We start from the raw sequence: 23,561 nt of genomic DNA, 5'->3' as shown, positions 1-23,561 counted from the left end.
ACGAAGCCATGAGAATAATCGCAGGCCAATGGCGTGGCCGCCCGCTGGTCGCCCCCAAGGGCGACGCCACCCGCCCCACAGCCGACCGCACCCGCGAAACGCTCTTTTCGATGCTGCTCAGCCGGGTGGGTTCTTTCGAAGGGCTGGCCGTCGGCGACTTTTTCGCCGGGTCGGGCGCGTTGGGTTTTGAAGCCCTGTCGCGCGGCGCGGCCACTTGCCTCTTCGTCGAGCAGGACCGGGCCGCGCTGGACGCGATCCGCGCCAATGGCGAAAAGCTCGGCCTCCGCCCCGACATCCGCCAGAGCAGCGTCCTTTCGCTCGGCCCTGCGGCAAAGCCGCTCGACCTCATCCTGATGGACCCGCCCTATAATAGCGGCGCGGGCGCGGTGGCCCTCGACAAGCTCGGCCGTCTGGGCTGGACCGGTCCCGCAACGTGGATCAGCATCGAAACCGACCGCCGCGAAGATGTGGCGGTCAAGGGCTTCTCTGTCGAAGCCACCCGTGATGTCGGGAAGGCTCGGTTGACGTTGCTCCGGGCCGAACCTTGAAACGCCCCTCCCGCAAGCGTTCAAACGAGGCGCGTGACTCGTTTGAAGGGCCGGGGGCGGGCACGCCCCCGCTCACAATTCAAGCAGCCTCAGCATCCTCATAGGCCTGCGCTTCTTTGCCGATCAATATCTCGGCCAGGAACCAATAGGCCTTGCCCCAGGCGTCAAGCACTGCGTCGGTGGCCACTTCCTCGCCCAGTACGTCGCGGATGGCGGGCAGCAGCGCCGCGGCAACCTTGGGATAATGTTCCGGCTTGACCCCGGTTTCCACGTGCCGCTGCACCATGCGGGCGACCGCGCCCTCCAGCGCCTGCAACTTGTCGATATTCTCCGCATAGCCAAGGATCGCCGCCGCCAACCGCTTGGGCTGCTCGCCGCTTTCCTGCGCGGCCTGGTCAAACATGTCCTTGATCGACGCATCCTGGAACAGCCGGGCATACATGGCCGTGGTGATCTCCACCCCATGGCTGCGCAGGGCGGGCGCTGTGGCTTTGACGATCGCGATGGTTTCCGCAGTAAGCTGGCTCATGGAATGCACCCCTTTTTGAGACTCGATAAAGGTGCATTTACGTTGCATCTTTTAATATGTAAATAGGATACATGTTTTATTTCACAAGCACGTTCTTCTAACGCATTCATCCATGCAATTGACCCGCCACACCGACTACGCCCTTCGCGTCCTCATTCACCTCGCGGTGTCACCCACTGGCCGCGCAACCATCGCCGACATAGCCGATGCCTATACGCTATCGCGCAACCATCTGATGAAGGTCGTCCACCACCTCGGCCAAGGTAATTTCATCATAACCCAGCGCGGGCGGGGCGGCGGCTTCAGCCTCGCTCGCCCGCCCGAACAGATCATGCTGGGCGAAGTGATCCGCCACACCGAAACGGATATGAACCTGGCCGATTGTGGCAGGTGCGCCCTTCGTCCCGCCTGCGGTCTGTCAGGCATATTGAGGGCTGCGACCAATGCTTTCCTTGCCGTACTCGATCAACATAGTCTCGCCGACGCCGCACGCGACAAGGCCGGGCTCGCAGCACTGATCGCTGCCTTGCCCGGCCCCGCCGCGTCAATCAGCGACGGCTGTTAGCGGCCCCTCTTGGCCCGTCGCGCTTCTCCCGGATTGATGCAACTATCCTGCACAGTCCGGCTGCATAACGGATAATCCTTCGCCGCCGCAGGTGGGGGCGGGGTCATATTCCCGCCCACGGTGACGGGATTGGCAGAACTGCCCACAGGCGCTGCCGGGTCAGTGGGAGCGCCCGCCGGAGCAGGAACCATGCCGGTTTCGTCCGGCACAGCGCCCGTCGGTTGACCGGCGTTGGGATCCGCTGGCGTGGCCGGCGTCGCAGGAGTTGCGGGCGTCGCCGCTTCACCCGTCATCCCAGGTGTTGCAGGCGTAGCCGGGGTTGCTGGAACAGCCGGATCATTGGGCGGCACCGAGCCAGTTTCGGGGGGCTGGGCCGCACTGTTCGGCACACCCTGAGCGATCGCAATGCCAGTAGCGCCTGTACCCAAGGCCAGCATGGCCGCACCTGCAAGCATGATCGATTTCATCGGGTTATCCTTTCCTGTTCTTCACCCCGTTCTGCCTTTTGGCTTGGCAAGAACCGGGCCAGTAATGCAGGCGTTCCGATACTGGCGACGAACCGTTGCGTACCCGCCGCCAAGCGACCAGCCCATGCCCTTACTGGTCGGGATATCGATCGGGCCGGGGCAGTTCTTGCATTCTGCCCATCCACGGTGCCGCCTCCGCCCACTGGATGTGGATTGCGGGAGGAAATACCGACTGATCGTCCAGGGTGGCCGTTTGAATATCGACCATTCCGGGAAAGCTGATGGCATTGCGATAGAATAGCCCTGTGCCGCAGGTCGCGCAGAAATGCCGGGTAGCATTCGGCGAGGATCGGTAGGCCTTGGCCTCACCGGTCATCTTGACGTCATCCTCGGAGAAAAGCGCCCATCCCACCATCGGCGCACCAGCGCTTCGGCGGCAATCCGAACAATGGCATAGCACGCTGTACACCGGCTCACCCCGCACCTCATAACGGATCGCTCCACATTGACACCGCCCAGTCGCCATGGCCTTTCTCCTTGCATGATTCCCCTTTTGTTCTCATAGAAGAGGCTGCGCTTCAAGGGTATCGCTCTTGCTCCCTCCTTCCCCGCTCCCTAGTTGTTGACCATGACCCTGCCCGCTCCTTCGCCGAACGATCCCGACTATCTCAAGGGTCTCAACGCCCCGCAGAGAGAGGCGGTGCTGACGACCGAAGGCCCGGTACTGGTGCTCGCGGGCGCAGGCACAGGCAAGACGGCTGCGCTCACAGCTCGCCTTGCCCATCTTATTGCCACCCGCCGTGCCTACCCTTCCGAAATGCTCGCCGTCACATTCACCAACAAGGCCGCGCGCGAGATGCGTGAGCGGGTCGGCCGGATGATCGGACCAGCGGTTGAGGGCATGCCATGGCTCGGAACCTTTCACGCCATCGCGGCCAAGATGCTACGCCGTCATGCCGAACTGGTTGGACTGCAATCCAATTTCACCATCCTCGATACCGACGATCAGCTTCGATTGATGAAGCAGTTGATCCAGGCCGAAGGGATTGACGAGAAGCGCTGGCCCGCGCGCCAGCTTGGCGGCCTGATCGACCAATGGAAGAATAAAGGGCTGACACCAGACGAGATCGGTGCGGGAGAAAGCGAAGCCTATGCCAACGGACGCGGCCAGAAACTGTATGCCGCCTATCAGGCGCGGCTGCGTGACGTAAATGCCTGCGACTTCGGCGACCTCCTGCTCCATGTCCTGACCATATTGAAGCGTCATCGCGATGTGTTGGAAAGCTACCAGCAGCGCTTTCGCTACGTCATGGTGGACGAATATCAGGATACCAACAGCAGCCAATATCTCTGGCTCCGCCTGCTCGCTCAACAGCGCAAGAATATCTGCTGCGTAGGCGATGACGATCAATCCATCTACTCTTGGCGCGGCGCCGAAGTCGCTAACATCCTGCGCTTTGAAAAGGATTTTCCGGGCGCGAAGATTGTCCGTTTGGAACAGAATTACCGTTCGACTCCGCACATCCTTGGCGCGGCTTCAGGGGTCATCGCCGAAAATGGCAACCGCCTGGGCAAGACGCTCTGGACCGATATCGACGTTGGCGAGAAGGTGCGCGTCATCGGCGTATGGGATGGGCCAGAAGAGGCACGCCGGGTCGGCGACGAAATAGAGACCATTCAGCGGTCTGGACAATCCCTGGAAGAGATCGCGATCCTTGTCCGGGCACAGCACCAGACACGCGAGTTCGAAGACCGATTCATCCAGATCGGGCTGCCTTACCGGATCGTTGGCGGATTCCGTTTCTATGAGCGCGCCGAGATCCGCGACGCCCTCGCCTATCTTCGCCTCGTCAACCAACCTGCAGACGACCTTGCTTTCGAGCGGATCGTCAACGTCCCCAAAAGAGGACTGGGTGGCAAGGCCGTTGAAAAGCTCCACCGCCTTGCACGCGCCGAGGGTATTCCGCTTGCGCTCGCGGCTGCCCGTATCCTCGACACAGACGAAATGACCCCGCAGGCGCGCCGCAGCCTTGGCGCGTTCATCGGCGACCTTGCCCGCTGGCGCGATCGCGCGGCTCAATTGCCCCATGCGGAACTGGCCCGCCAGATACTGGATGAAAGCGGCTACACCGCAATGCTTCAAGCGGAGCGCACCGCCGAAAGCGCGGGTCGGCTGGAAAATCTCAATGAACTGACCCGCGCCATGGAGGAATATGAAACGCTCGGCGCTTTCCTGGAACATGTGTCGCTGGTTATGGACAATGACGCTCAGGCCGAGGAGCGCAAGGTCACGATCATGACCATCCATGCTGCAAAGGGGCTGGAGTTCGACAATGTTTTTCTCGCCGGTTGGGAAGAGGGCATTTTTCCGTCCCAGCGTGCCCTTGACGAAGGCGGCCTCAACAGCCTCGAGGAAGAACGCCGTCTGGCCTATGTCGCAATCACGCGGGCGCGCAGACTGTGCGTCATTCTTCATGCCGCCAACCGCCGGATTTATGGGCAGTGGACAAGCTCCATCCCATCGAGATTCGTTGGCGAATTGCCACCAGAACATGTCGAGGAAGAAAGCAGCATGTCCGGGGGCGCTTCGCTCTGGCGCGCCAACTGGTCGGAGCGCGCGGACCCCTTCGCCAATGTCCACCGCGGCACGGGGCGCGGCCCGGGCTGGCAGCGCGCACAACAAGGTGGCCAGTTTACGCGGGAGCCGGTCCGGATCGTCGAGGCCCGCGCCTCAGCCGTCTCTCTGGGCAACAAGGGGCGCGATGACATGAGCGTCGGCCTGCGCATCTTCCACCAGAAATTCGGCTATGGCATCGTGGCGGAGATCGAAGGCAACAAGCTGGAGATCGACTTTGAAACCGCGGGACGTAAGCGGGTGATGGACAGTTTCGTCCAACCTGCGTGAGCGCCCACTGAGCGTCAGTTTTCAACCGGTCCATTCGTATCGATTATCGGGGTCGTCAGGGTCTGGACGTTATCGGGCTTTTTCACCCGGCGCGGTCCGATTTCCCTCTTAATGTCACCACCGCCACCGCCGCCTGAAGATGCGGCAATGGCGTCGGACAAAAGGGATGTGGACAGCATGATCGTGATCGCGGGCGGAACAGTCACGGCAAAGCGCCCGCATGATTGCAGAAAGCGGCGTCGGTCATCGGTGGTGGCTTTTTCGGCCATCGCTATTTCCCCTTTGGCTGAGGAAACGGAGATAGCATCTTTGACCGCCAGTCGCGCTCATTCTGAAGGTTTATTCCTATCGGCATAGGGCCGATGGCAGTCACTCTCGCTGCGACAATGACATCAATTCGGTCACCGCGCCGGATGCTCTATATGAAAACTTCGATAGCTACATGCTGCCCGCTAGACCGACGGATCATAGTGAAAGCCAGAGTGATGTGTTGTCAGTGGCTTCCGAGCGGAGCTTGGTGGAGCCTAGCGGGATCGAACCGCTGACCTCCTGCATGCCATGCAGGCGCTCTCCCAGCTGAGCTAAGGCCCCATCGTAGCGCGGCATGATACCGCATCCCAATGGATCAGGCCATGATCGGTAAGACCGTCGGCCATATGTCTGGACTTCCCTCGCATGCTCGGAACTTCTGGCAGGGCTGTTAAAGACCCGACCCGCTTCCTCACTTGAACTCGGGTGTTTTTCGGAAAAATGCCCTCTCGGCCATCATCTCATCCGAAAAACTGGTGGAGCCTAGCGGGATCGAACCGCTGACCTCCTGCATGCCATGCAGGCGCTCTCCCAGCTGAGCTAAGGCCCCATTTCCAGTGTCGGCGCCGTTTGGGTCCGGCCACCGTGGAGGTCGCTGCCATTAGGTGGCAGCTCCCTCCTTGGCAAGCAGAAAATTACTTAATTGTCGTCGTCGCCATCGTTGCCGCCAGCATCGACACCCAGGTCGTCATCGCCGCCCAGATCGACGTCATTGTCCGGCGAATCTCCGTCGTCATCGACGTCCAGATCCAGGTCCAGATCGTCGTCTGCCGTCTCCAGTTCGCCGTCGGCAGTCTCGATGACCTTCTTGGGCGCTTCCTCATAAGGCAGCGGCTGCTTCGACTTCAAAACAGGCTCAGGTTCCCAGGCCGTTCCGCAGTTGATGCAGGTTACCGGGTCATCCTTGCCCAGGTCATAGAAGCGCGTCGCACATTTTGGGCAGCTACGCTTCGTGCCCCATTCAGCCTTGACCATGTCCGGCCTTGTCCTTCTAACGAGTGCTCTAACAGAAATCACGCGGCACGACTATGTCGCCCGCGAAGCGACGCGCGCCTTGCCATAGCGGAACCGCGCTGTCAAAAGCCGGGCGCAATTTTTCAGTTCCCCGACAACGGATCCCCCCCCGTGACATCTTCTTCCGATCAACCCATTCCGATAACCTTCTCCAGCGCCCCTTCCCTATCGGGAAGCATCAAGGTGCCGGGCGACAAGAGCATTTCGCATCGATCGCTCATGCTCTCGGCGCTTGCGGTGGGGGAAAGCCGGGTGGAAGGCCTGCTGGAGGGCGAAGATGTGCTCGCCACGGCCGCCGCCATGCGCGCAATGGGCGCGCAGATCAGCCGGAACGAAGACGGCATATGGCATATTCGCGGGGTCGGCGTTGGCGGTTTGTTGCAACCGCAGTCTGCGCTCGACATGGGGAATAGCGGCACCTCTACGCGCCTGCTGATGGGCCTGGTCGCCAGTCATGCGATCACCGCGACCTTCGTGGGTGACGCATCCCTCAGCAAGCGCCCCATGGCGCGGGTTACAGAGCCCCTCTCCCGCACAGGCGCCAGCTTCACGACCAGCCCTGGCGATCGACTGCCGCTCACCATGCGCGGAGCCTGCCCTGCTGTCCCGCTGGACTACCGCCTGCCCGTCGCTTCCGCTCAGGTAAAGTCGGCCATCCTGTTCGCTGGCCTCAACACACCCGGCATGACGCGCGTCGTCGAACCTATCCCAACCCGTGACCATAGCGAACGCATGCTCAAGGGCTTCGGCGCCGATCTCAACGTAGAGGTAGAATCTGACGGCACCCGCATCATCACACTGATGGGCGAAGCCGAACTGCGCCCGCAATCGATCACTGTCCCGGGCGACCCATCGTCGGCCGCCTTCCCCATGGTCGCCGCCCTGCTGGTGCCTGGATCGAAGGTGACAATCGCCAATGTCGGCCTCAATGCAACCCGCGCCGGGCTGATCGACCTGCTGCGCGAAATGGGTGGCGACATCCTGATCGACAATCCGCGTGAGGTGGGCGGCGAACCAGTGGGCGACCTCGTCATTACCGCCTCTCCGCTCAAGGCCGTCGAACCCGATCCCGCCCGCGCCCCATCAATGATCGACGAATATCCCGTCGCTTTCATCGCCGCCGCATTCGCCGAAGGGCGCAGCATTTTCCGGGGCCTTGAGGAACTGCGCGTCAAGGAATCCGACCGCATCGCCACCATGGCGGCAGGCCTGCGCGCGATCGGCGTCGAAGTCGAAGAACTGGAGGACGGCATCGTTATCCAAGGTAGCGGCGGCGCGCTGCTTCCCGGGGGCGGCCCTATCTCCACCAAGCTCGATCATCGCATCGCCATGAGCTTCGCTGTCGCTGGTCTGGTATCGAAGAACGGCGTCACCATCGACGATATGCGTCCGGTCGCAACCAGCTTCCCCGGCTTCACCGCCCTTCTGCAATCGCTCGGCGCTATTCCATGACGTTAGACCTCGCCAGTATCGTTGGTCTGATCGGGAGCGGCCTGATGGTTATCGCCTATGCCTATAGCAACATGGCGAAGGTCTTGAATTTCATCCTTTTCAACCTGTTGAATCTGGTCGGGGCGCTACTGCTCATCTATTCGCTGACGGTTCATTTCAACGTGGCGTCAATGGCGCTGGAAGTCGTCTGGGCCTTCATTGCGCTCATCGGTCTCGCCAAAACGCTGCGGAAGGGGAAAGCGTCATGATAATCGCCGTCGATGGCCCCGCCGCTTCGGGCAAGGGCACGATCGCCAAGGCTCTGGGCCGTCATTACGGACTCCCTGTGCTCGACACCGGCCTCCTTTACCGGGCGGTGGGCCTGGCCGTCCTGAAGACCGGGGGAGACCCCGATCACGAAGCAGACGCGTTGTCGGCTTGCACGTTCAAGGACGCCGTGCTGGCAGATCCGGCGCTGCGCAGCGAAGCCGTTGGCTCGCTCGCTTCACGCGTCTCCATCCACCAAAGCGTTCGTCAGGCATTGGTCAAGCGCCAGCGTGACTTCGCTACCCAGCCAGGCGGCGCGATACTGGACGGCCGTGACATCGCCACCGTCATCGCGCCTGACGCGGATGCAAAGATCTTCGTTACCGCCAGCGTTCACGTCCGCGCCCAGCGCCGCTATGACGACGCTCTGTCCCATGGCGGCAATCCCGACATGGACAGTTTGATCGCCGACATTCAGGCACGGGACACGCGCGACATGAGTCGCGACCATGCTCCCCTGCGCATGGCAGACGGTGCGGACTTGCTCGACACCAGCAATTTGACTATAGACGCCGCCGTCCAGCAGGCCATTGCACTGGTGGACGCCCAGTTGGAACGTCGGCGGCGAGCCTGACGCGGTGGCGGCGCTTGGGATGCCCAGGCGCCCTTTTCGCTTTTCCCAAAGGGGTGTCCTTTGTCACGGCCGAACGGATGTTCGCACGGTATTCGGCCGTGCGGGCGGTTTGGCCTGAAAGACCACCGGATACAACCGGTAGGCCAGCAATGATGTGTGAAGGAAACTACAATGGCCTCTACGGCATTCCCCTCGCGCGACGATTTCGCCGCGCTTCTCAATGATTCTCTCGGTGGCGAGGACGGCGGCTTCGAAGGCCGCGTCGTAAAGGGCACCGTTACCGGCATCGAAAACGACATGGCGCTGATCGACGTCGGCCTGAAGTCGGAAGGCCGCGTGCCGCTGCGCGAATTCGCTGCACCGGGTCAGAAGGCCGAACTGAAGGTCGGTGACGAAGTCGAAGTCTATGTCGACCGTGTCGAAAATGCCCATGGCGAAGCCATGCTGTCGCGCGACCGCGCGCGCCGTGAAGCCGCCTGGGACAAGCTGGAAAGCGAATTTACCGAAAACGCCCGCGTCGAAGGCGTCATCTTTGGCCGTGTCAAGGGTGGCTTCACCGTCGATCTCGACGGCGCCGTGGCGTTCCTGCCCGGTTCGCAGGTCGATATTCGCCCCGTCCGCGACGTAACCCCGTTGATGGACATTCCGCAGCCGTTCCAGATCCTGAAGATGGATCGCCGCCGCGGCAACATCGTCGTGTCGCGCCGCGCCATTCTGGAAGAAACCCGCGCCGAACAGCGCAGCGGCCTCATCCAGACGCTGGCCGAAGGTCAGATCATCGAAGGCGTGGTCAAGAACATCACCGATTACGGTGCGTTCGTTGATCTGGGCGGCATCGATGGCCTGCTGCACGTCACCGACCTCAGCTACAAGCGGATCAACCACCCGAACGAGATGATCAACATCGGCGACACCGTCCGTGTCCAGATCATCCGCATCAACCGCGACACCCAGCGCATCAGCCTTGGCATGAAGCAACTGGAAAGCGATCCGTGGGAAGGCGCCGCCGCCAAGTACCCGATCGGCGCCAAGCTGTCGGGCCGCGTCACGAACATCACCGAATATGGTGCGTTCGTCGAACTGGAGCCAGGCATCGAGGGTCTGGTCCACGTGTCGGAAATGTCCTGGACCAAGAAGAACGTCCACCCTGGCAAGATCGTTTCGACCAGCCAGGAAGTCGAAGTCCTGGTTCTGGAAGTCGATCCCGAGAAGCGTCGCATCAGCCTCGGCCTCAAGCAGGCCCAGAACAATCCCTGGGACAGCTTTGCCGAACGTCACCCGATCGGCTCGACCGTCGAGGGCGAAGTCAAGAACGCGACCGAGTTCGGCCTGTTCATCGGACTGGACGGGGACGTGGACGGCATGGTCCACATGTCGGACATCGCATGGGGCATTTCGGGCGAAGACGCGCTGGCTCTGCACCGCAAAGGCGAGACGGTTCAGGCTGTCGTTCTCGACATCGATGTCGAGAAGGAGCGCATCAGCCTTGGCATGAAGCAGCTTGAGCGTGGCGGCCCGGCCGCTGGTGGCACCGCCGCCGCGGCTGCCGGCCTCAACAAGAACTCGATCGTGACCGTTACGGTTCTGGAAGTCCGCGACGGCGGCCTGGAAGTCCAGGCTGGCGAAGACGGCGCTGCCGGCTTCATCAAGCGCAGCGACCTTGGCCGTGACCGCGACGAACAGCGTCCGGAACGTTTCCAGGTCGGCCAGAAGTTCGATGCGATGGTCACTGGTTTCGACCGTGCCAAGAAGCCGACCTTCTCCGTCAAGGCGATGCAGATCGCCGAAGAAAAGCAGGCCGTGGCTCAATATGGTTCGTCCGACAGCGGCGCATCGCTGGGCGACATCCTCGGCGAAGCCTTGAAGGCGAAGAGCGAAGGCTAATCTCCTTCGAGATCTAACTAAAGTAATAGAGCCCGCCGGAAGTTCTTCCGGCGGGCTTTTTCTATCCCAAAATGAGAGCATAACTACCGACATTGGATAATTGTCATGAGGTAACGAACTCACTATAAATTAAGCGGGAACCAGAAGGGGGAGCTGGAGGACCAATGATACGCTCGGAATTGATACAGACTCTGGCAGAGGAAAATCCGGACCTCGGACTTCAAGAGGTCGAAAGGATTGTTGATCTCTTCTTCAGGGAGATCGTGGACCGCCTTTCAAACGGCGGCAGGGTGGAACTGCGCGGTTTTGGCGCGTTCACCACGCGCGCGCGCGATGCGCGCACAGGACGCAATCCGCGCACGGGGGAGCAGGTGCCGGTGTCCGCGAAGCGCGTTCCTTATTTCAAACCAGGCAAGGAAATGCGGGAGCGCCTGAACAGCAAGGCGCACTGAATAGCAGCGCGTCTTGACCTGCGCGCTCGGAAACGTCAGGGGGATCGCCACGCGGACGTGGCGAAATCGGTAGACGCAGCGGACTTAAAATCCGCCTCCCCCTGGGAATGCGGGTTCAAGTCCCGCCGTCCGCACCAGGTTGCATCACATATCGACAAGCGAGTTGCGCGCGGGACTGGAAATTCTGCGCGCTTCCCGCGATGGTGAACCATGGCCGGTGCAATCAATCCACAAAGTTTCAGCGATTCCCTGGTTATCCTGGGAGCGGCCGGTCTGGTGATCCCAGGCTTTGCGCGCTTCCGCATCAGCCCTGTGATCGGCTTCATCCTTGTCGGCCTTGCGGTCGGGCCATCGGGTCTTGGTGCGCTCGTCGGACAATATCCCTGGCTCTACCACATCACCATTTCGAACAGGGAGGCGATAGAGCCGTTCGCTGAACTCGGCGTCATTCTACTGTTGTTCTCGATAGGTCTGGAACTTAGCTTCCGCCGCCTATGGGTCATGCGAACGCAGGTCTTTGGCGTGGGTGCGACCGAACTGGTCGGGGGGGCTGCCCTGATCGCGCTGGGCCTTTACTGGCTGGGCCAACCGCTCGCAGGAGCAATCGGCCTTGGCCTGGCGCTTGCGCTTTCGTCCACGGCCGTCGTGCTGCCCATGGTTGGAACACAGAGCGCGGTGGGGCGCGCGGCTTTCGCGATGCTCCTGTTCGAAGACCTCGCGCTAGTTCCCATCATCTTCATGCTCGGTGCGCTCGCACCGTCAGTAGCGTCCAGCCCGGATGGCGCATGGGGCGCACTTGCTGATACGCTGTTAAAAGGCGGGATCACAATCGCTGTCATGCTGGTGCTCGGCCGCATTCTCCTGCCACATATCTTCAGCCAGGCTGCACGCACCAAAAGTCCTGAGGTTTTTCTCGCGGCCAGCCTGCTCGTCGTGATCATCTCCAGCCTCGCGACATCGCTCGCGGGCTTGTCGCCAATCGTGGGCGCGTTGCTTGCCGGCCTGCTGATCGCCGAAACCGAATATCATGGCGAAGTGGAGGTTATGACTGCCCCCTTCAAGGGTCTGGCCCTGGGCGTGTTCCTGATCACCGTGGGCATGAGTTTGGATGTGCGGGTGATCCTGGCGAACTGGCCCAGCCTCGTGCTGGCGGTCTTCGGCGTTGTCCTTGCGAAGACCGTCGTCACGGCGGCGTTGCTCTATCTTTCCGGGGCTCGCAAGGGCGTTGCCCTTGAGGTGGGCGTACTTATGGCCAGCCCGTCGGAGACCACGCTCATCGTGCTTTCGACCGCCGCGGCAGCGAACCTCATTTTGCCGTCCACGGCCGCGTTCTGGCAAATTGTGACCGCGATTGGCCTCACCATCACCCCCCTCCTCGCCCGCATCGGCCACGACATCGCGCGAAGGCTCGAAATGGCGTTGGGAGAAGATGCGCCAGAACCCCTGCAGGAAAGTACCGAAGCCGCTGCTGTCGTGATCGGTTTCGGCCGAGTCGGCCGCATGGTCTGCGATCTGCTGCGTGTCCACAATCAACGCTTTACGGTCGTTGAATCCGATCCCGACGTCGTCGCAGAGGGTCGCCGTGACGGCTATCCGATCCTCTTTGGCGATGTGTCTCGCGCAGAAATGCTTGATAAACTTCGCCTGGGCCATGCCCGCGCGCTGATTCTGACGATGGACGACCCGGTCCTGTCGGTCCGCGTGACCAAGCGAGTCCGCGGGTGGGTGCCGGATTTGCCGATCATCGCCCGCGCGCGCGATACCGATCACGCAGCTCAGCTATACAGGGCAGGCGCCAGCGACGCGGTTCCTGAAACGCTCGAAAGCTCCCTTCAACTGGCCGAAACGGCGCTCATCGACCTCGGTATCGCCATGGGGCCCGTGATCGCCTCCATTCACCAGACCCGAGAGGATCTGCGCATGGGTATCAAGGACGCGGCTCAGATGGACACCGCACCGAAATTGCGCAGGCTGCGGCCCGACGAGGTGCCTTGACGATCAGTGGACCGCTCGCGTCAGAACGACCCGGAAACCGCCATCCCCCTCGATCGTCACGCTGTCGGTGGCGATGGATAGTTGCTGGTCGATCGATACCTGGCGGCTTCCTGTGGGACAAAGCCCGTCCTGCGCGGGACGGCTGTAGCGCGCATTCAACGAAAAGGACTCCCTGTCCCGATGGGGCTGGCGACTCAGGGTCAGCTCGATATTCCGCGATTTTCCACGATAGCTAGTTTCCTGACAGCCGCTTCCGACATCGACGGCCTCATTCAGCGAAAGGCGCGCCGGAGTCGATCCGACGGACAATGTCCCCGACCAAAGCGTTTCCCGCCCCAGGTAAAGCGCCACCTTGACCGGAACCGGGGGCAGCTTTTCGGATTCGACCGCCACGTGATTGAAATTAGGCGGCGTCCGCACCGTATGAAGAACCGGCGGCGGCGGAGGCGATGCAGCCTGAAGTATTATGGGCAACAGCATGAACATGACAATCTTATACCCGTTGGAAGAAAACTGCCTGAAACATGCCCTTTAACGACAGGTTATCCGGCAATCTTGGCCAGCGCCGCTTTAACCGCATCAATGGACATGGCCGACTTTTCACCGTCCGGCCCACCGCCTTGGGCCATGTCGGCACGCCCGCCGCCACCCTTGCCACCCAGCGCCTCAACGCCCGCGCGCACGAGGTCCACCGCGCTTATCGTGGCGACCAGATCGTCGGTAACTCCCACGGCGATGCTCGCCCGGCCATCGACGACTGCCAATACGGCGGACACGCCACTGCCCAGGCTGCTCTTGTTCTGATCGACGACGCCGCGCAATTCCTTCGGATCCAGTCCTTCAATGACCTGCCCGATAAAGTTGACGTTGCCGACCTTTTCCGGGCCGGCAGCCTGTGCGGAACCGCCGCCACCAAGCGCCAGTGCCTTCTTCGCTTCAGCCAATTCACGCTCGAGCTTGCGGCTCTGCTCGACCAGCGCAGCAATCCGGGCGGGGACTTCCTCTGGCGTCGTCTTCAGCGCTGCTGCTGACTGGCGAAGCCGATCTTCACGATCTGAAAGCCAGAGCCGGGCCGCTTCACCCGTCAGTGCCTCTATGCGACGAACGCCCGAAGAAACGGCGCTTTCCGCGATAATCTTGAAGAGCGCGATATCACCGGTCGCACGGACATGCGTGCCGCCGCACAATTCCACCGAATAGCTGTGCGCATCCCCCTTGCCCATGGAAAGGACGCGGACTTCATCGCCATATTTCTCGCCGAACAGCGCCATGGCGCCTGCCTGAATGGCATCGTCAGGCGTCATCAGCCGCGTCGTCACCGCTTCATTGTGGCGGATCTGCTCATTAACATCGGCCTCGACGGCGGCGATCTGACTGTGGGTCAGTGCTTCGGGATGCGAAAAGTCGAAGCGCAGGCGTTCCGGTGCAACCAGACTTCCCTTTTGCGTGACATGTGCGCCCAACTGATTGCGAAGCGCGGCATGCAGCAAATGGGTAGCGCTGTGGTTGGCGCGGATACGATCACGGCGACCTTCGTCCACCGTCAGATGAACTGTATCGCCTACCTTGACGCTGCCCGCGCCAATTTTCGCCTTATGCGCGTGAAGGCGACCGAGCGGCTTGGCGGTATCTTCCACATCCGCGACGAGGCCACCTTGCGAACTGATCGTTCCGGCATCGCCCATCTGGCCGCCGCTTTCGCCATAAAAGGGCGTCTGATTCGTAATGATGACGACTTCATCGCCGGGGCTGGCGATTTCAATGCGCGCGCCATCCTTGACCAGGGCAAGGACTTCGCCCTCGCCCTCTATCCCGTTGTAGCCGATAAATTCGGTGCTGCCGGTGGTTTCGGCGATGTCGAACCAGATTTCGTCCGATGCCTTTTCGCCCGAACCCTTCCAGGCAGCGCGAGCGGCAGCCTTTTGCTCGGCCATGGCGGCGTCGAAACCTGCGCGATCGACGCCCAACCCCCGAGAGCGCAGGGCGTCCTCAGTCAGGTCATATGGAAAACCAAAGGTGTCGTACAGCTTGAACGCGGTTTCGCCGGGCAGTGTGCCGCCGTCCGACAGTCCGGTCGTCGCCTCGTCGAGCAGCTTCAGGCCCTTTTCCAGCGTCTGGCGGAAACGGGTTTCCTCACGCAACAGCGTTTCTTCGATCAGCGGCTGGGCGCGGACCAGTTCCTGATAGGCGCCGCCCATTTCGGAGACCAGGCTGCCGACCAGACGGTGCATCAACGGCTCCTTCGCGCCAATGATGTGTGCGTGGCGCATCGCCCGGCGCATGATGCGGCGCAGGACATAGCCTCGGCCTTCGTTCGCGGGCAGCACGCCATCCGCGATGAGGAAGCTGGTCGAACGCAGGTGATCAGCGATGACGCGATGGCTGGCCTTGAACTCGCCATCCGTGGCCGTCCGGGTCAGCGCGCCCGATTCCTCGATCAGCGCCTTGAACGTGTCCGTATCGTAATTGTCGTGTACGCCCTGCAACACGGCCGCGATGCGCTCCAGCCCCATGCCAGTGTCGATGCTGGGCTTGGGCAGTTCGCCAACGATCTCATTCGCTTCCTGCTCATACTGCATGAAGACGAGGTTCCAGATTTCCACGAACCGATCGCCGTCTTCCTCAGGGCTTCCCGGAGGACCACCCCAGATATGGTCGCCATGGTCGTAGAAGATTTCAGAGCAGGGACCGCAAGGGCCGCTGTCGCCCATCGCCCAGAAATTATCCTTCGTCGGGATGCGAATGATCTTGTGATCGGGCAGCCCGGCAACCTTCTTCCACAGGTCGAAGGCTTCGTCATCAGTGTGGTAGACGGTGGCGGTCAGCTTTTCCGCCGGAATGCCCCATTCCTTCGTCAGCAGCGTCCAGGCATGGGTGATCGCCTGTTCCTTGAAATAGTCGCCGAAGCTGAAATTGCCCAGCATTTCAAAGAATGTGTGGTGGCGCGCTGTATAGCCGACATTGTCGAGATCGTTATGCTTGCCCCCGGCGCGCACCGACTTCTGGCTGCTCGTGGCAGTGGAATAAGGCCGCGATTCCAATCCGGTAAAGACATTCTTGAACGGCACCATGCCCGCATTGACGAACATCAGCGTCGGATCGTTATGCGGCACCAGCGGGGCTGATGGGACGATGGTGTGGCCGTTGGCCCCGAAATAGTCGAGGAAGGAGCGGCGAATGTCATTGGTCGAAGTCATGGGGGCGATTTAGTTGGAAGCGCTCCGGCGCACAAGCGGGGCTTTTCGTCGCGACGGTCAATTGGGTTATCTAATCGGATCGGCGGCGCATCTGGCATGAAATGCCGCCGCTCCGCAGCCTTGCGGCATTGCTCCTATCCCAAATCAATTCTAAGGCCGCGCTATGGACGACAATACCCGCCGCGCAGCCTTGGATTATCATCGCTTTCCCCAGCCTGGGAAGCTGCGGATCGAACCGACCAAGCGAATGGTCAACCAACGCGATCTGGCGCTGGCCTACTCGCCGGGCGTAGCCGCGCCCTGTCTTGAAATCGCGGATGATCCCGACAAGGCGATGGAATATACTGCGCGCGGCAACCTGGTCGCGGTCATATCGAACGGCACGGCGGTGCTGGGCCTTGGATCGATCGGCGCGCTTGCCTCCAAGCCGGTGATGGAGGGCAAGGCGGTTCTTTTCAAGAAATTCGCCGACATCGACGTCTTCGATATTGAGGTCGATACGACCGACCCGCAAAAATTCATCGACGCCGTTGCGCTTCTGGAACCGACCTTCGGCGGCATAAACCTTGAAGACATCAAGGCGCCGGAATGTTTCGCCATAGAGGCCGAACTCAAAAAGCGGATGAACATCCCCGTTTTCCACGACGACCAGCATGGGACCGCGATCGTCGTCGCAGCGGCAGTGCGCAACGCGCTCGTGCTGCAAGGGAAAACTCTCGCCGAAGCCCGACTTGTAACGTCCGGCGCGGGAGCAGCCGCGCTGGCCTGCGTCGATCTGCTCGTATCCATGGGGCTTCCGGTCGAACAGGTCACGCTTACCGACAAGGATGGCGTCATTCATTCCGGGCGCGAGGGCATGTTGCCCAATATGGCCCGCTATGCGCGGGACACGAACGCGCGGACCCTGCCGGAGGTGCTGCCTGGGGCGAACATCTTCCTTGGGTTGTCGGCACCCGGCGTGTTGAAGCCGGAATGGCTGCCTTTGCTGGCGCCCAATCCCCTGATATTCGCGCTCGCCAACCCTGAACCCGAAATTCGGCCCGAAGTGGTGCGGGAAGCGCGTCCCGACGCGATCGTCGCCACGGGGCGGTCCGACTACCCGAACCAGGTCAACAACGTCCTGTGTTTCCCGTACATCTTCCGGGGCGCGCTGGACGCCCGCGCAACGGAAATCAACGAAGCCATGAAGGCCGCCGCTGCGGAGGCAATCGCAGCGCTCGCCCGCTTGCCAGCCCATGACAGCGTCGCGCAGGCCTATGGTGGCCGCAAATTGGTGTTTGGCCCTGACTATATCATTCCCACGCCTTTCGACCCCCGACTGATTGCAGAGATAGCCCCAGCGGTGGCGAAAGCGGCGATGGATAGCGGCGTGGCCAAGCGTTCCCTGGACATCGACGCCTATCGCCGATCGCTCGCGCAGCAAAACACGCGTTCGGGCCAGCTCATGCTTCCGGTGTTTGAGGCAGCGCGGGGAACATGCCGTCGGATCGCATATGGCGAAGGAGAGGATGAGCGCGTGCTTCGCGCCATCCAGGACGGTCTCGATGAAGGTATCGTACGCCCGGTGGTCGTCGCCCGGCGACGGATCCTCAAGGACAAGCTGCCAAGCCTTGGCCTGCGCTTCGAACTGGACCGCGATGTCGAGGTCGTCGATCCAGAGACGGATCATGAGCTGATGGGCGAACTGGTCGAAGCCTATCGGGCCATCGCGGCGCGCAAAGGCGTCCCAACCGCTGAACTGCTCCGCCATGTCTATCGGCGGCCCACGGTCACCGCTGCCATGCTGCTGCGCACGCGGCGGGTCGATGCCGCGCTCGTCGGCGGCAACAGCGAATATTGGGGCCAGGTCGAACATGTCCTGCGGATCACAGACCGCCGGCCGGGACACAGCCGCGTCTATGCCCTGTCGGGTCTCATCCTGGACGCTGGCGCGCTTTTCATCGCGGACACTCATATGGTGCCGGACCCGACGCCTGAACAGGTTGCGGAAATGGCTATCGCCGGAGCGACCGAACTTCGGCATTTCGGATTGACGCCGCGCGTAGCCCTGCTGTCACACTCGAATTTCGGCGCATCACACAGCCCCAGTGCCCGAAAGATGCGGACAGCGCTGCAACTCGCCAGGAAGCAGGCGCCTGACCTGCTGATCGATGGCGAAATGCACGCCGATGCGGCGCTGAGCCAGTCGCTGCGCGAAAAGCTTGTGCCTGATTCCCGGTTTGAAGGGCCCGCCAATCTTCTGATCATGCCCAATCTGGATTCGGCCAATATCGCTTTGACGGCCCTGGCGGCGTCGTCCAGCTCGCCCACGGTTGGGCCAATGCTGATGGGTCTGGCGCAACCCATCCACGTGCTGACACCCGGCGTCACCGCGCGCGGCATTCTGAATCTCACCGCAATTGCTGCCGCCGAAGTCGATCGCGAAGGCTGACCTTAACCTTTTTCGTCCAACAGGGCAGCCATGACGCGATTGATCAAAGGCGTGGCCAAGGCGGCGGGTCCCAAGCTCCTCATTGGCGGCGCGCTCGGCGCGGTCGCCTTGCTGGTGAGCAGCCATCTCGACCGAGGGCGCGATCTGCGCCCGGACTCCGCAGAGGCTGCGCCGGCCAGGCCGACGACGTCAAATCCTCCGGTGGAGCGCAGCCGCACGCAGCCGATGGCTATCGACCCCCATGCACTGGTGGTGAAGAGCGTTCTGCCGGTCCCTCAACCCTTTCGTCATGGCGATTATGTCTGGGATGAGAGCCGTGCTCCTGCGGCAGGCCCGGTGATCATCACGGTGGACCTGAAGGCGCAAACATTGTCCGCTTTTCGCGCTGGCCATGAAATCGGCGCGGCTGTGATCTTGTACGGGGCCAATGACAAACCGAGTCCGGTGGGCGCCTTCCCGATCACGCAGAAGGACGCCGATCATGTATCGAACCTATATGACGCACCCATGCCCTATATGTTGAGGCTGACGAATGACGGCGTCGCCATCCATGGCAGCGACGTGAAATGGGGCAACGCGACCCATGGCTGTATTGGAGTGCCCACGGCCTTCGCCCGGAATCTGTTTGGCGCCGTGAAACTTGGCGACCTGGTCATCATCACGAACGGCAAGATGCTTGATATAAGCGACGCTCGCAGCAACGGATGACCTATTTCAATCCAGGGTGCAGAGCGGCCCCCCGCCACGATCCTGTGCCCTCAAGGCGCTTCTGGCATCACTTCCAAAGCGGGGAAAGCTGACACCTTCCAATGACCCGCGCCCATTGCACAGGTCAGCGCATTTTACGTCAAGCACGCCGGGCAGGGAAAGCTGATCACCGTCATATTGGCCAATGATGATGCAACCGCCTGCATCTTTGAAGTTCAGGATCAGCTTGTCACCCGCCTGTCTTGCGGTTCCATTCCCTCGGCAGCGCTGCCCTTTCCCGAAAATGGCCTCAATGCCGAAGCGAAAATCGCCGGCGCGTCCGGGGATTACACAGAAGCTGTCGTGGCCTGCCTCATGCCTGCGCTGGAAAAGGCCAACGGGCGATATCTTGGCCGTATCCGCAATCACGCCGCTTTCGATCGCCGCGCGCTCCAGGCCGGTCGCTGAGGGCATATCGCGGGACGATGCTGAGGAGCGGCCGCCATCGTCCTGACATCCGGTCGGAAGCAGCAGCAGCAATACAAACGCACTATTCCCCCGCATCGACAGCAGTCAGTCCCTCCGGCCGGATGCGGCGAAAAAAGCATGACCGCGCGCCTGTGTGGCATGTGGGGCCCGCGGGCACAGCCTTCACCCATACGGCGTCCTGGTCGCAATCGATCCGAATATCGCGGACCTGAAGCATATGGCCCGACGTCTCGCCCTTTTTCCAAAGCGACTGTCGGCTACGCGACCAGAAATGGGCAAAGCCTGTCTGGAGTGTCAGCCCCAGCGCTTCTTCATTCATATGGGCGACCATCAGCACATCGCCGCTTTCAACATCGGTGACGACGGCCGTGATCAGTCCGTCACGGTCATATTTGGGATTGAGGGTCAGCCCCCTGTCGCGTGCGTCATTCATGCCGGGCTTATAGAAGGGCCGGAGGCTCCTGCGAACCCCGAACGGACCCGAAAAATGCAAATAATGGGGCGATCGACGGGATCCGAACCCGCGACCTCCGGTACCACAAACCGGCGCTCTAACCAACTGAGCTACGATCGCCACAGGGCCGCTTGGCCCAGGAGAGAAGCGGCACATATGCGGCCATTTGAAAGTCGTCAAGCCGACAATTTCGTGCCCCGGCCGAAAAACAAAAAGGGCGCAGACCCTTCGTCCACGCCCTTCTTTCCGTTTCGACATGCTGCAGCGGCCGGGCACTGCCCTACCGTCGCACTACTCTCCTAAAATTATCTGATCACCATTTTTTGGCGATCATTATGGGTCATCGCGCCAAACTGGCGCAACGCCTCTTTTAGTTCACTGAATCCTTGAGGCCCTTGCCCGCCTTGAACTTTGGCTGAGTGGAAGCCTTGATCGTCATCGTTTCGCCCGTACGCGGATTGCGGCCGGTAGACGCCTTGCGCTGGGAGACCGAGAAAGTGCCAAAGCCAACCAGGCGGACTTCATCGCCCTTCTTCAGCGATGCGGAAATCGCATCAAACACACCTTCAACGGCCTTGCTGGCGTCGCTCTTGCTAAGGCCGCTGCTTTCAGCAACAGCACTGATCAAATCCTGCTTGTTCATACCTTTGGAACCCCCTTCTAGCTCTGTGAATACCTAAGGAATCGCGGTATAGGCGGCGCAATAAGGCGTAGCTTCAGACGACTGTCAAAGGGAAAGCGACGAAGCCGCCGCTATCGATGAGATTTTCCCGATATGGGACCACGTCACCGCAAATGGCGTTAATCGCCGCCAGATCCCCTGTCAGTGGCGCAGCGTCGCGTCCCCATCCCTTCCCTGTCCGGGGCTAGGCTGGGCGGCAAGGTCGTCCTCTTCGGTCCAGGCAATCGCTTCGGGAAGAGAAACAAGCGCCCTGGCAAGCACCTCGTCCACGTGGGAAACCGGCACAATTTCCAGGCCCTCGAGGATATTGGCGGGTATTTCCGCCAGATCCTTCTCATTTTCCGCCGGGATCAACACCGTTTTGATGCCGCCACGCAGGGCCGCAAGCAACTTCTCCTTCAGGCCGCCAATCGGCAGCACCCGGCCTCGCAACGTCACCTCACCAGTCATCGCCACATCCTTGTGGACGGGGATGCCGGTCAGCGTCGACACGATGGTCGTGACCATGCCAATGCCAGCGGACGGGCCATCCTTGGGCACTGCGCCTTCGGGAAGGTGGATGTGGATGTCCTTGCGCGTGAAAATGCTTGGCTTGATGCCGTAACCTGGCGAACGCGCCTTCACATAGGAAAAGGCCGCCTGCACCGATTCGGTCATCACTTCGCCAAGCTTGCCGGTGGTCCGTATCGCCCCCTTTCCGGGTACGGTCACAGCTTCGATCGTCAGCAGCTCACCACCGACCTCCGTCCATGCAAGTCCGGTGACGGCGCCGATCTGGTTTTCCTCTTCACCAACGCCATGCCGGAATTTCCGGACTCCAGCATAATCGGACAGATTTTCAGGCGTAATCGTGACCTTTTCGTAGGCCCCTTCCAGGATTTTCCGCAGCGCCTTGCGCGCCAGGCGCGCCAGTTCGCGCTCCAGCGTACGCACGCCCGCCTCGCGCGTATAATGGCGGATCAGATCGCGGACAGCGGCTTCCGTGACGTCCAGTTCGCCTTCCTTCAGGCCGTGAGCGTCGATCTGCTTGGGCAGCAGGTGGCGCTGGGCGATTTCAACCTTCTCGTCCTCGGTATAGCCTTCAAGCCGGATGATCTCCATGCGATCCAGCAACGGTTGTGGAAGGTTCAGGGAGTTCGCCGTGGTGACGAACATCACGTCTGAAAGATCGACGTCGATCTCCAGATAATGGTCCTGGAACTTGCTGTTCTGTTCAGGGTCCAGCACCTCCAGCAATGCCGAGGCCGGATCACCGCGGAAGTCCTGACCCAGCTTGTCGATCTCATCGAGCAGGAAGAGCGGGTTCATTGTTCCCGCCTTCTTGAGGTTGGTGACGATCTTGCCGGGCAGCGAACCGATATAGGTGCGACGATGCCCCCGAATCTCCGCTTCATCGCGAACGCCGCCTAGCGACTGGCGCACGAATTCACGGCCCGTAGCCTTGGCGATCGAACGGCCCAGCGATGTCTTGCCAACGCCCGGAGGCCCAACAAGGCACAGGATCGGCCCCTTGAGCTTGTTGGTGCGCGCCTGAACCGCGAGATACTCCACGATCCGGTCCTTGACCTTCTCAAGCGCAAAATGATCCTCATCCAGGATCGCCTGCGCACGCACCAAATCGTTCTTGACCTTGCCTCGCTTGCCCCAGGGCAGGCCCAGAAGCACATCGAGATAGTTGCGGACCACCGTGGCCTCAGCCGACATCGGCTGCATGCCTTTTAGCTTCTTGAACTCGGCATTAGCCTTGGCGCGGGCCTCCTTGCTCAGCTTGGTCTTGGCGATCTTCTCGGCCAATTCGGCCAGCTCATCGCCTTCCTCACCGTCGCTGTTGCCCAGTTCGCGCTGAATGGCCTTCAACTGCTCATTGAGATAATATTCCCGCTGGGTCTTTTCCATCTGGCGCTTCACGCGACCACGGATCTTCTTTTCGACCTGAAGCACGCCCAGCTCGCCCTCCATGAAGGCGAAAACCATCTCCAGGCGCTTCACGGGGTCGGCCTCGACCAGCAGCGATTGCTTGTCTGCGACCTTCACATTGATGTTGGCCGCGACGGCATCGGCTAACCGACCGGCATCCTCAATCTCGCGCAGTTGTACCGGCGTTTCGGCGGGCAGCTTCTTGTTGAGCTTGGCATAATTCTCGAACTGCTCGGCCACAGATCGCATGAGCGCCGCCGCTTCCGGGCCTTCCGCCACGATTTCATCGATCGGATCGACCGAAGCAACCATGTGATTGTCCGCGCTGCTGATCGACTGCAGCTGCGCCCGGTGCTTGCCTTCCACCAGCACGCGAACCGTCCCGTCGGGCAGCTTCAAAAGCTGCAGCACGATTGCGATTACGCCAGTATCATACAGCGAGTCTCGGGCCGGATCGTCTTCAGCCGGATCAAGCTGCGACACCAAAAAGATTTCCTTGTCCCCTTCCATCGCGGATTCCAGCGCAGCAACGCTCTTGTCGCGGCCGACGAAAAGGGGGACGATCATCTGCGGAAACACCACGATGTCGCGCAACGGAAGAAGAGGATATTGCGTAGTCATTCAATCTCCGGGAGGCCGCCCCATCTTGGCTTAGCCGTGCGGTTCATCGCTTTATGGGGACAATCATCACGTCATTCAATCGC

22 protein-coding genes and 4 tRNA genes are annotated in these 23,561 nt (G+C 61.1%); 13 read left to right on the top strand and 13 right to left on the bottom strand.

Annotated features, from left to right (window positions below):
• Positions 1–8: 8 nt before the first annotated feature.
• Complete coding sequence (gene rsmD, locus K663_RS07360) at positions 9–548, top strand: 16S rRNA (guanine(966)-N(2))-methyltransferase RsmD (protein WP_062116009.1); 540 nt, start codon at positions 9–11, stop codon at positions 546–548.
• Between the two features lie 79 nt (positions 549–627).
• Here the strand turns inward: rsmD and K663_RS07355 are convergent, their stop codons facing one another.
• Entirely contained in the window at positions 628–1,077 is a 450-nt protein-coding gene (locus tag K663_RS07355) for a globin domain-containing protein (protein ID WP_037465666.1), read from the bottom strand.
• 112 nt (positions 1,078–1,189) lie between these two features.
• Here K663_RS07355 and K663_RS07350 point away from each other — a divergent pair, with 112 nt between their 5' ends.
• Positions 1,190–1,642, top strand: coding sequence for an RrF2 family transcriptional regulator (locus K663_RS07350; RefSeq protein WP_062116006.1), 453 nt, complete (start codon positions 1,190–1,192; stop codon positions 1,640–1,642).
• Here K663_RS07350 and K663_RS23245 read toward each other — a convergent pair.
• Together K663_RS23245 and K663_RS07345 are read right to left on the bottom strand one after the other, a co-directional pair.
• Positions 1,639–2,109 carry a Fe-S oxidoreductase gene (locus K663_RS23245; RefSeq protein ID WP_083535849.1) on the bottom strand — a complete coding sequence of 157 codons (471 nt, stop codon included), beginning with the start codon at positions 2,107–2,109 and terminating at the stop codon, positions 1,639–1,641. The two genes, K663_RS07350 and K663_RS23245, sit on opposite strands and share 4 nt — an antisense overlap.
• A gap of 130 nt (positions 2,110–2,239) precedes the next feature.
• Positions 2,240–2,635, bottom strand: a complete 396-nt coding sequence (locus K663_RS07345) for a GFA family protein (protein WP_062116003.1) — start codon at positions 2,633–2,635, stop codon at positions 2,240–2,242.
• Between the two features lie 102 nt (positions 2,636–2,737).
• Here K663_RS07345 and K663_RS07340 point away from each other — a divergent pair, with 102 nt between their 5' ends.
• Positions 2,738–5,014, top strand: a complete 2,277-nt coding sequence (locus tag K663_RS07340) for an ATP-dependent helicase (protein WP_062116000.1) — start codon at positions 2,738–2,740, stop codon at positions 5,012–5,014.
• 14 nt (positions 5,015–5,028) lie between these two features.
• Here the strand turns inward: K663_RS07340 and K663_RS07335 are convergent, their stop codons facing one another.
• The 4 genes from K663_RS07335 to K663_RS07320 all read right to left on the bottom strand — a co-directional run bounded on the left by K663_RS07335 (position 5,029) and on the right by K663_RS07320 (position 6,298).
• Positions 5,029–5,283 (bottom strand): hypothetical protein, encoded by a 255-nt coding sequence (locus tag K663_RS07335; RefSeq protein ID WP_062115997.1) that lies wholly within the window; start codon positions 5,281–5,283, stop codon positions 5,029–5,031.
• A 246-nt stretch (positions 5,284–5,529) separates the two neighbouring features.
• Positions 5,530–5,605 (bottom strand) — tRNA-Ala (locus K663_RS07330).
• A 192-nt stretch (positions 5,606–5,797) separates the two neighbouring features.
• Positions 5,798–5,873: transfer RNA gene (locus K663_RS07325), tRNA-Ala, on the bottom strand.
• Between the two features lie 89 nt (positions 5,874–5,962).
• A complete protein-coding gene (locus K663_RS07320; RefSeq protein WP_037465650.1) occupies positions 5,963–6,298 on the bottom strand; it encodes a TIGR02300 family protein in 336 nt (111 codons plus the stop codon).
• Positions 6,299–6,448: 150 nt separating this feature from the next.
• Between K663_RS07320 and aroA the strand changes: the two genes are divergently transcribed.
• The 7 genes from aroA (at position 6,449) to K663_RS07285 (ending at position 13,000) form a co-directional block, all read left to right on the top strand.
• Positions 6,449–7,789: a 3-phosphoshikimate 1-carboxyvinyltransferase gene (gene aroA, locus K663_RS07315; RefSeq protein WP_062115994.1), complete on the top strand. Its 1,341-nt coding sequence runs from the start codon at positions 6,449–6,451 to the stop codon at positions 7,787–7,789.
• Entirely contained in the window at positions 7,786–8,037 is a 252-nt protein-coding gene (locus K663_RS07310) for a CBU_0592 family membrane protein (protein WP_062115992.1), read from the top strand. Before aroA ends, K663_RS07310 begins: the two co-directional genes overlap by 4 nt.
• Positions 8,034–8,669, top strand: coding sequence for a (d)CMP kinase (cmk, locus tag K663_RS07305; RefSeq protein ID WP_062115988.1), 636 nt, complete (start codon positions 8,034–8,036; stop codon positions 8,667–8,669). Before K663_RS07310 ends, cmk begins: the two co-directional genes overlap by 4 nt.
• A 171-nt stretch (positions 8,670–8,840) precedes the next feature.
• On the top strand, positions 8,841–10,553 hold the full coding sequence (gene rpsA / locus K663_RS07300) for a 30S ribosomal protein S1 (RefSeq protein WP_062115985.1): 1,713 nt from the start codon (positions 8,841–8,843) through the stop codon (positions 10,551–10,553).
• A gap of 164 nt (positions 10,554–10,717) precedes the next feature.
• Complete coding sequence (locus K663_RS07295; protein ID WP_062115982.1) at positions 10,718–11,005, top strand: integration host factor subunit beta; 288 nt, start codon at positions 10,718–10,720, stop codon at positions 11,003–11,005.
• Positions 11,006–11,056: 51 nt separating this feature from the next.
• Positions 11,057–11,142, top strand: a tRNA-Leu gene (locus K663_RS07290).
• A 73-nt stretch (positions 11,143–11,215) separates the two neighbouring features.
• The gene (locus tag K663_RS07285; protein ID WP_062115978.1) at positions 11,216–13,000 is read left to right on the top strand and encodes a cation:proton antiporter domain-containing protein; all 1,785 of its coding nucleotides are present in this window, start codon (positions 11,216–11,218) and stop codon (positions 12,998–13,000) included.
• Between the two features lie 3 nt (positions 13,001–13,003).
• On the opposite strand, the gene K663_RS07280 is transcribed toward K663_RS07285, so the two are convergent.
• Together K663_RS07280 and alaS are read right to left on the bottom strand one after the other, a co-directional pair.
• The gene (locus K663_RS07280; RefSeq protein ID WP_145902248.1) at positions 13,004–13,480 is read right to left on the bottom strand and encodes a hypothetical protein; all 477 of its coding nucleotides are present in this window, start codon (positions 13,478–13,480) and stop codon (positions 13,004–13,006) included.
• A gap of 62 nt (positions 13,481–13,542) precedes the next feature.
• Positions 13,543–16,197, bottom strand: a complete 2,655-nt coding sequence (gene alaS, locus K663_RS07275) for an alanine--tRNA ligase (RefSeq protein ID WP_062115972.1) — start codon at positions 16,195–16,197, stop codon at positions 13,543–13,545.
• Between the two features lie 163 nt (positions 16,198–16,360).
• Between alaS and K663_RS07270 the strand changes: the two genes are divergently transcribed.
• From K663_RS07270 to K663_RS25230, 3 genes are all read left to right on the top strand, one after another.
• Positions 16,361–18,628 carry an NADP-dependent malic enzyme gene (locus tag K663_RS07270; protein WP_062115969.1) on the top strand — a complete coding sequence of 756 codons (2,268 nt, stop codon included), beginning with the start codon at positions 16,361–16,363 and terminating at the stop codon, positions 18,626–18,628.
• Positions 18,629–18,658: 30 nt separating this feature from the next.
• On the top strand, positions 18,659–19,336 hold the full coding sequence (locus K663_RS07265; RefSeq protein ID WP_062115966.1) for a L,D-transpeptidase family protein: 678 nt from the start codon (positions 18,659–18,661) through the stop codon (positions 19,334–19,336).
• A gap of 177 nt (positions 19,337–19,513) precedes the next feature.
• A complete protein-coding gene (locus K663_RS25230; protein WP_158511162.1) occupies positions 19,514–19,783 on the top strand; it encodes a hypothetical protein in 270 nt (89 codons plus the stop codon).
• A gap of 82 nt (positions 19,784–19,865) precedes the next feature.
• Here K663_RS25230 and hisI read toward each other — a convergent pair whose 3' ends face one another.
• The 4 genes from hisI to lon all read right to left on the bottom strand — a co-directional run bounded on the left by hisI (position 19,866) and on the right by lon (position 23,478).
• The gene (hisI, locus tag K663_RS07255) at positions 19,866–20,237 is read right to left on the bottom strand and encodes a phosphoribosyl-AMP cyclohydrolase (protein WP_062115961.1); all 372 of its coding nucleotides are present in this window, start codon (positions 20,235–20,237) and stop codon (positions 19,866–19,868) included.
• A 64-nt stretch (positions 20,238–20,301) separates the two neighbouring features.
• Positions 20,302–20,378, bottom strand: a tRNA-His gene (locus tag K663_RS07250).
• Positions 20,379–20,628: 250 nt separating this feature from the next.
• Complete coding sequence (locus K663_RS07245) at positions 20,629–20,901, bottom strand: HU family DNA-binding protein (RefSeq protein ID WP_037463015.1); 273 nt, start codon at positions 20,899–20,901, stop codon at positions 20,629–20,631.
• A gap of 180 nt (positions 20,902–21,081) precedes the next feature.
• Entirely contained in the window at positions 21,082–23,478 is a 2,397-nt protein-coding gene (gene lon, locus K663_RS07240; RefSeq protein WP_062115958.1) for an endopeptidase La, read from the bottom strand.
• Positions 23,479–23,561: the final 83 nt, after the last annotated feature.

Origin of the sequence: Sphingobium sp. MI1205 (assembly GCF_001563285.1) — a bacterium.
Lineage (GTDB): Bacteria > Pseudomonadota > Alphaproteobacteria > Sphingomonadales > Sphingomonadaceae > Sphingobium.
Note: the sequence above shows the minus strand (reverse complement) of the source record. Positions and strands in the feature narration are given on the sequence as shown.

Excerpts from the sequence above, each read along its gene's own strand:
- rsmD (WP_062116009.1), top strand. The coding sequence starts at position 9 with ATGAGAATAATCGCAGGCCAATGGCGTGGCCGCCCGCTGGTCGCCCCC.
- K663_RS07355 (WP_037465666.1), bottom strand. The coding sequence starts at position 1,077 with ATGAGCCAGCTTACTGCGGAAACCATCGCGATCGTCAAAGCCACAGCG.
- K663_RS07350 (WP_062116006.1), top strand. The coding sequence starts at position 1,190 with ATGCAATTGACCCGCCACACCGACTACGCCCTTCGCGTCCTCATTCAC.
- K663_RS23245 (WP_083535849.1), bottom strand. The coding sequence starts at position 2,109 with ATGAAATCGATCATGCTTGCAGGTGCGGCCATGCTGGCCTTGGGTACA.
- K663_RS07345 (WP_062116003.1), bottom strand. The coding sequence starts at position 2,635 with ATGGCGACTGGGCGGTGTCAATGTGGAGCGATCCGTTATGAGGTGCGG.
- K663_RS07340 (WP_062116000.1), top strand. The coding sequence starts at position 2,738 with ATGACCCTGCCCGCTCCTTCGCCGAACGATCCCGACTATCTCAAGGGT.
- K663_RS07335 (WP_062115997.1), bottom strand. The coding sequence starts at position 5,283 with ATGGCCGAAAAAGCCACCACCGATGACCGACGCCGCTTTCTGCAATCA.
- K663_RS07320 (WP_037465650.1), bottom strand. The coding sequence starts at position 6,298 with ATGGTCAAGGCTGAATGGGGCACGAAGCGTAGCTGCCCAAAATGTGCG.
- K663_RS07310 (WP_062115992.1), top strand. The coding sequence starts at position 7,786 with ATGACGTTAGACCTCGCCAGTATCGTTGGTCTGATCGGGAGCGGCCTG.
- cmk (WP_062115988.1), top strand. The coding sequence starts at position 8,034 with ATGATAATCGCCGTCGATGGCCCCGCCGCTTCGGGCAAGGGCACGATC.
- rpsA (WP_062115985.1), top strand. The coding sequence starts at position 8,841 with ATGGCCTCTACGGCATTCCCCTCGCGCGACGATTTCGCCGCGCTTCTC.
- K663_RS07295 (WP_062115982.1), top strand. The coding sequence starts at position 10,718 with ATGATACGCTCGGAATTGATACAGACTCTGGCAGAGGAAAATCCGGAC.
- K663_RS07285 (WP_062115978.1), top strand. The coding sequence starts at position 11,216 with ATGGCCGGTGCAATCAATCCACAAAGTTTCAGCGATTCCCTGGTTATC.
- K663_RS07280 (WP_145902248.1), bottom strand. The coding sequence starts at position 13,480 with ATGCTGTTGCCCATAATACTTCAGGCTGCATCGCCTCCGCCGCCGCCG.
- alaS (WP_062115972.1), bottom strand. The coding sequence starts at position 16,197 with ATGACTTCGACCAATGACATTCGCCGCTCCTTCCTCGACTATTTCGGG.
- K663_RS07270 (WP_062115969.1), top strand. The coding sequence starts at position 16,361 with ATGGACGACAATACCCGCCGCGCAGCCTTGGATTATCATCGCTTTCCC.
- K663_RS07265 (WP_062115966.1), top strand. The coding sequence starts at position 18,659 with ATGACGCGATTGATCAAAGGCGTGGCCAAGGCGGCGGGTCCCAAGCTC.
- hisI (WP_062115961.1), bottom strand. The coding sequence starts at position 20,237 with ATGAATGACGCACGCGACAGGGGGCTGACCCTCAATCCCAAATATGAC.
- K663_RS07245 (WP_037463015.1), bottom strand. The coding sequence starts at position 20,901 with ATGAACAAGCAGGATTTGATCAGTGCTGTTGCTGAAAGCAGCGGCCTT.
- lon (WP_062115958.1), bottom strand. The coding sequence starts at position 23,478 with ATGACTACGCAATATCCTCTTCTTCCGTTGCGCGACATCGTGGTGTTT.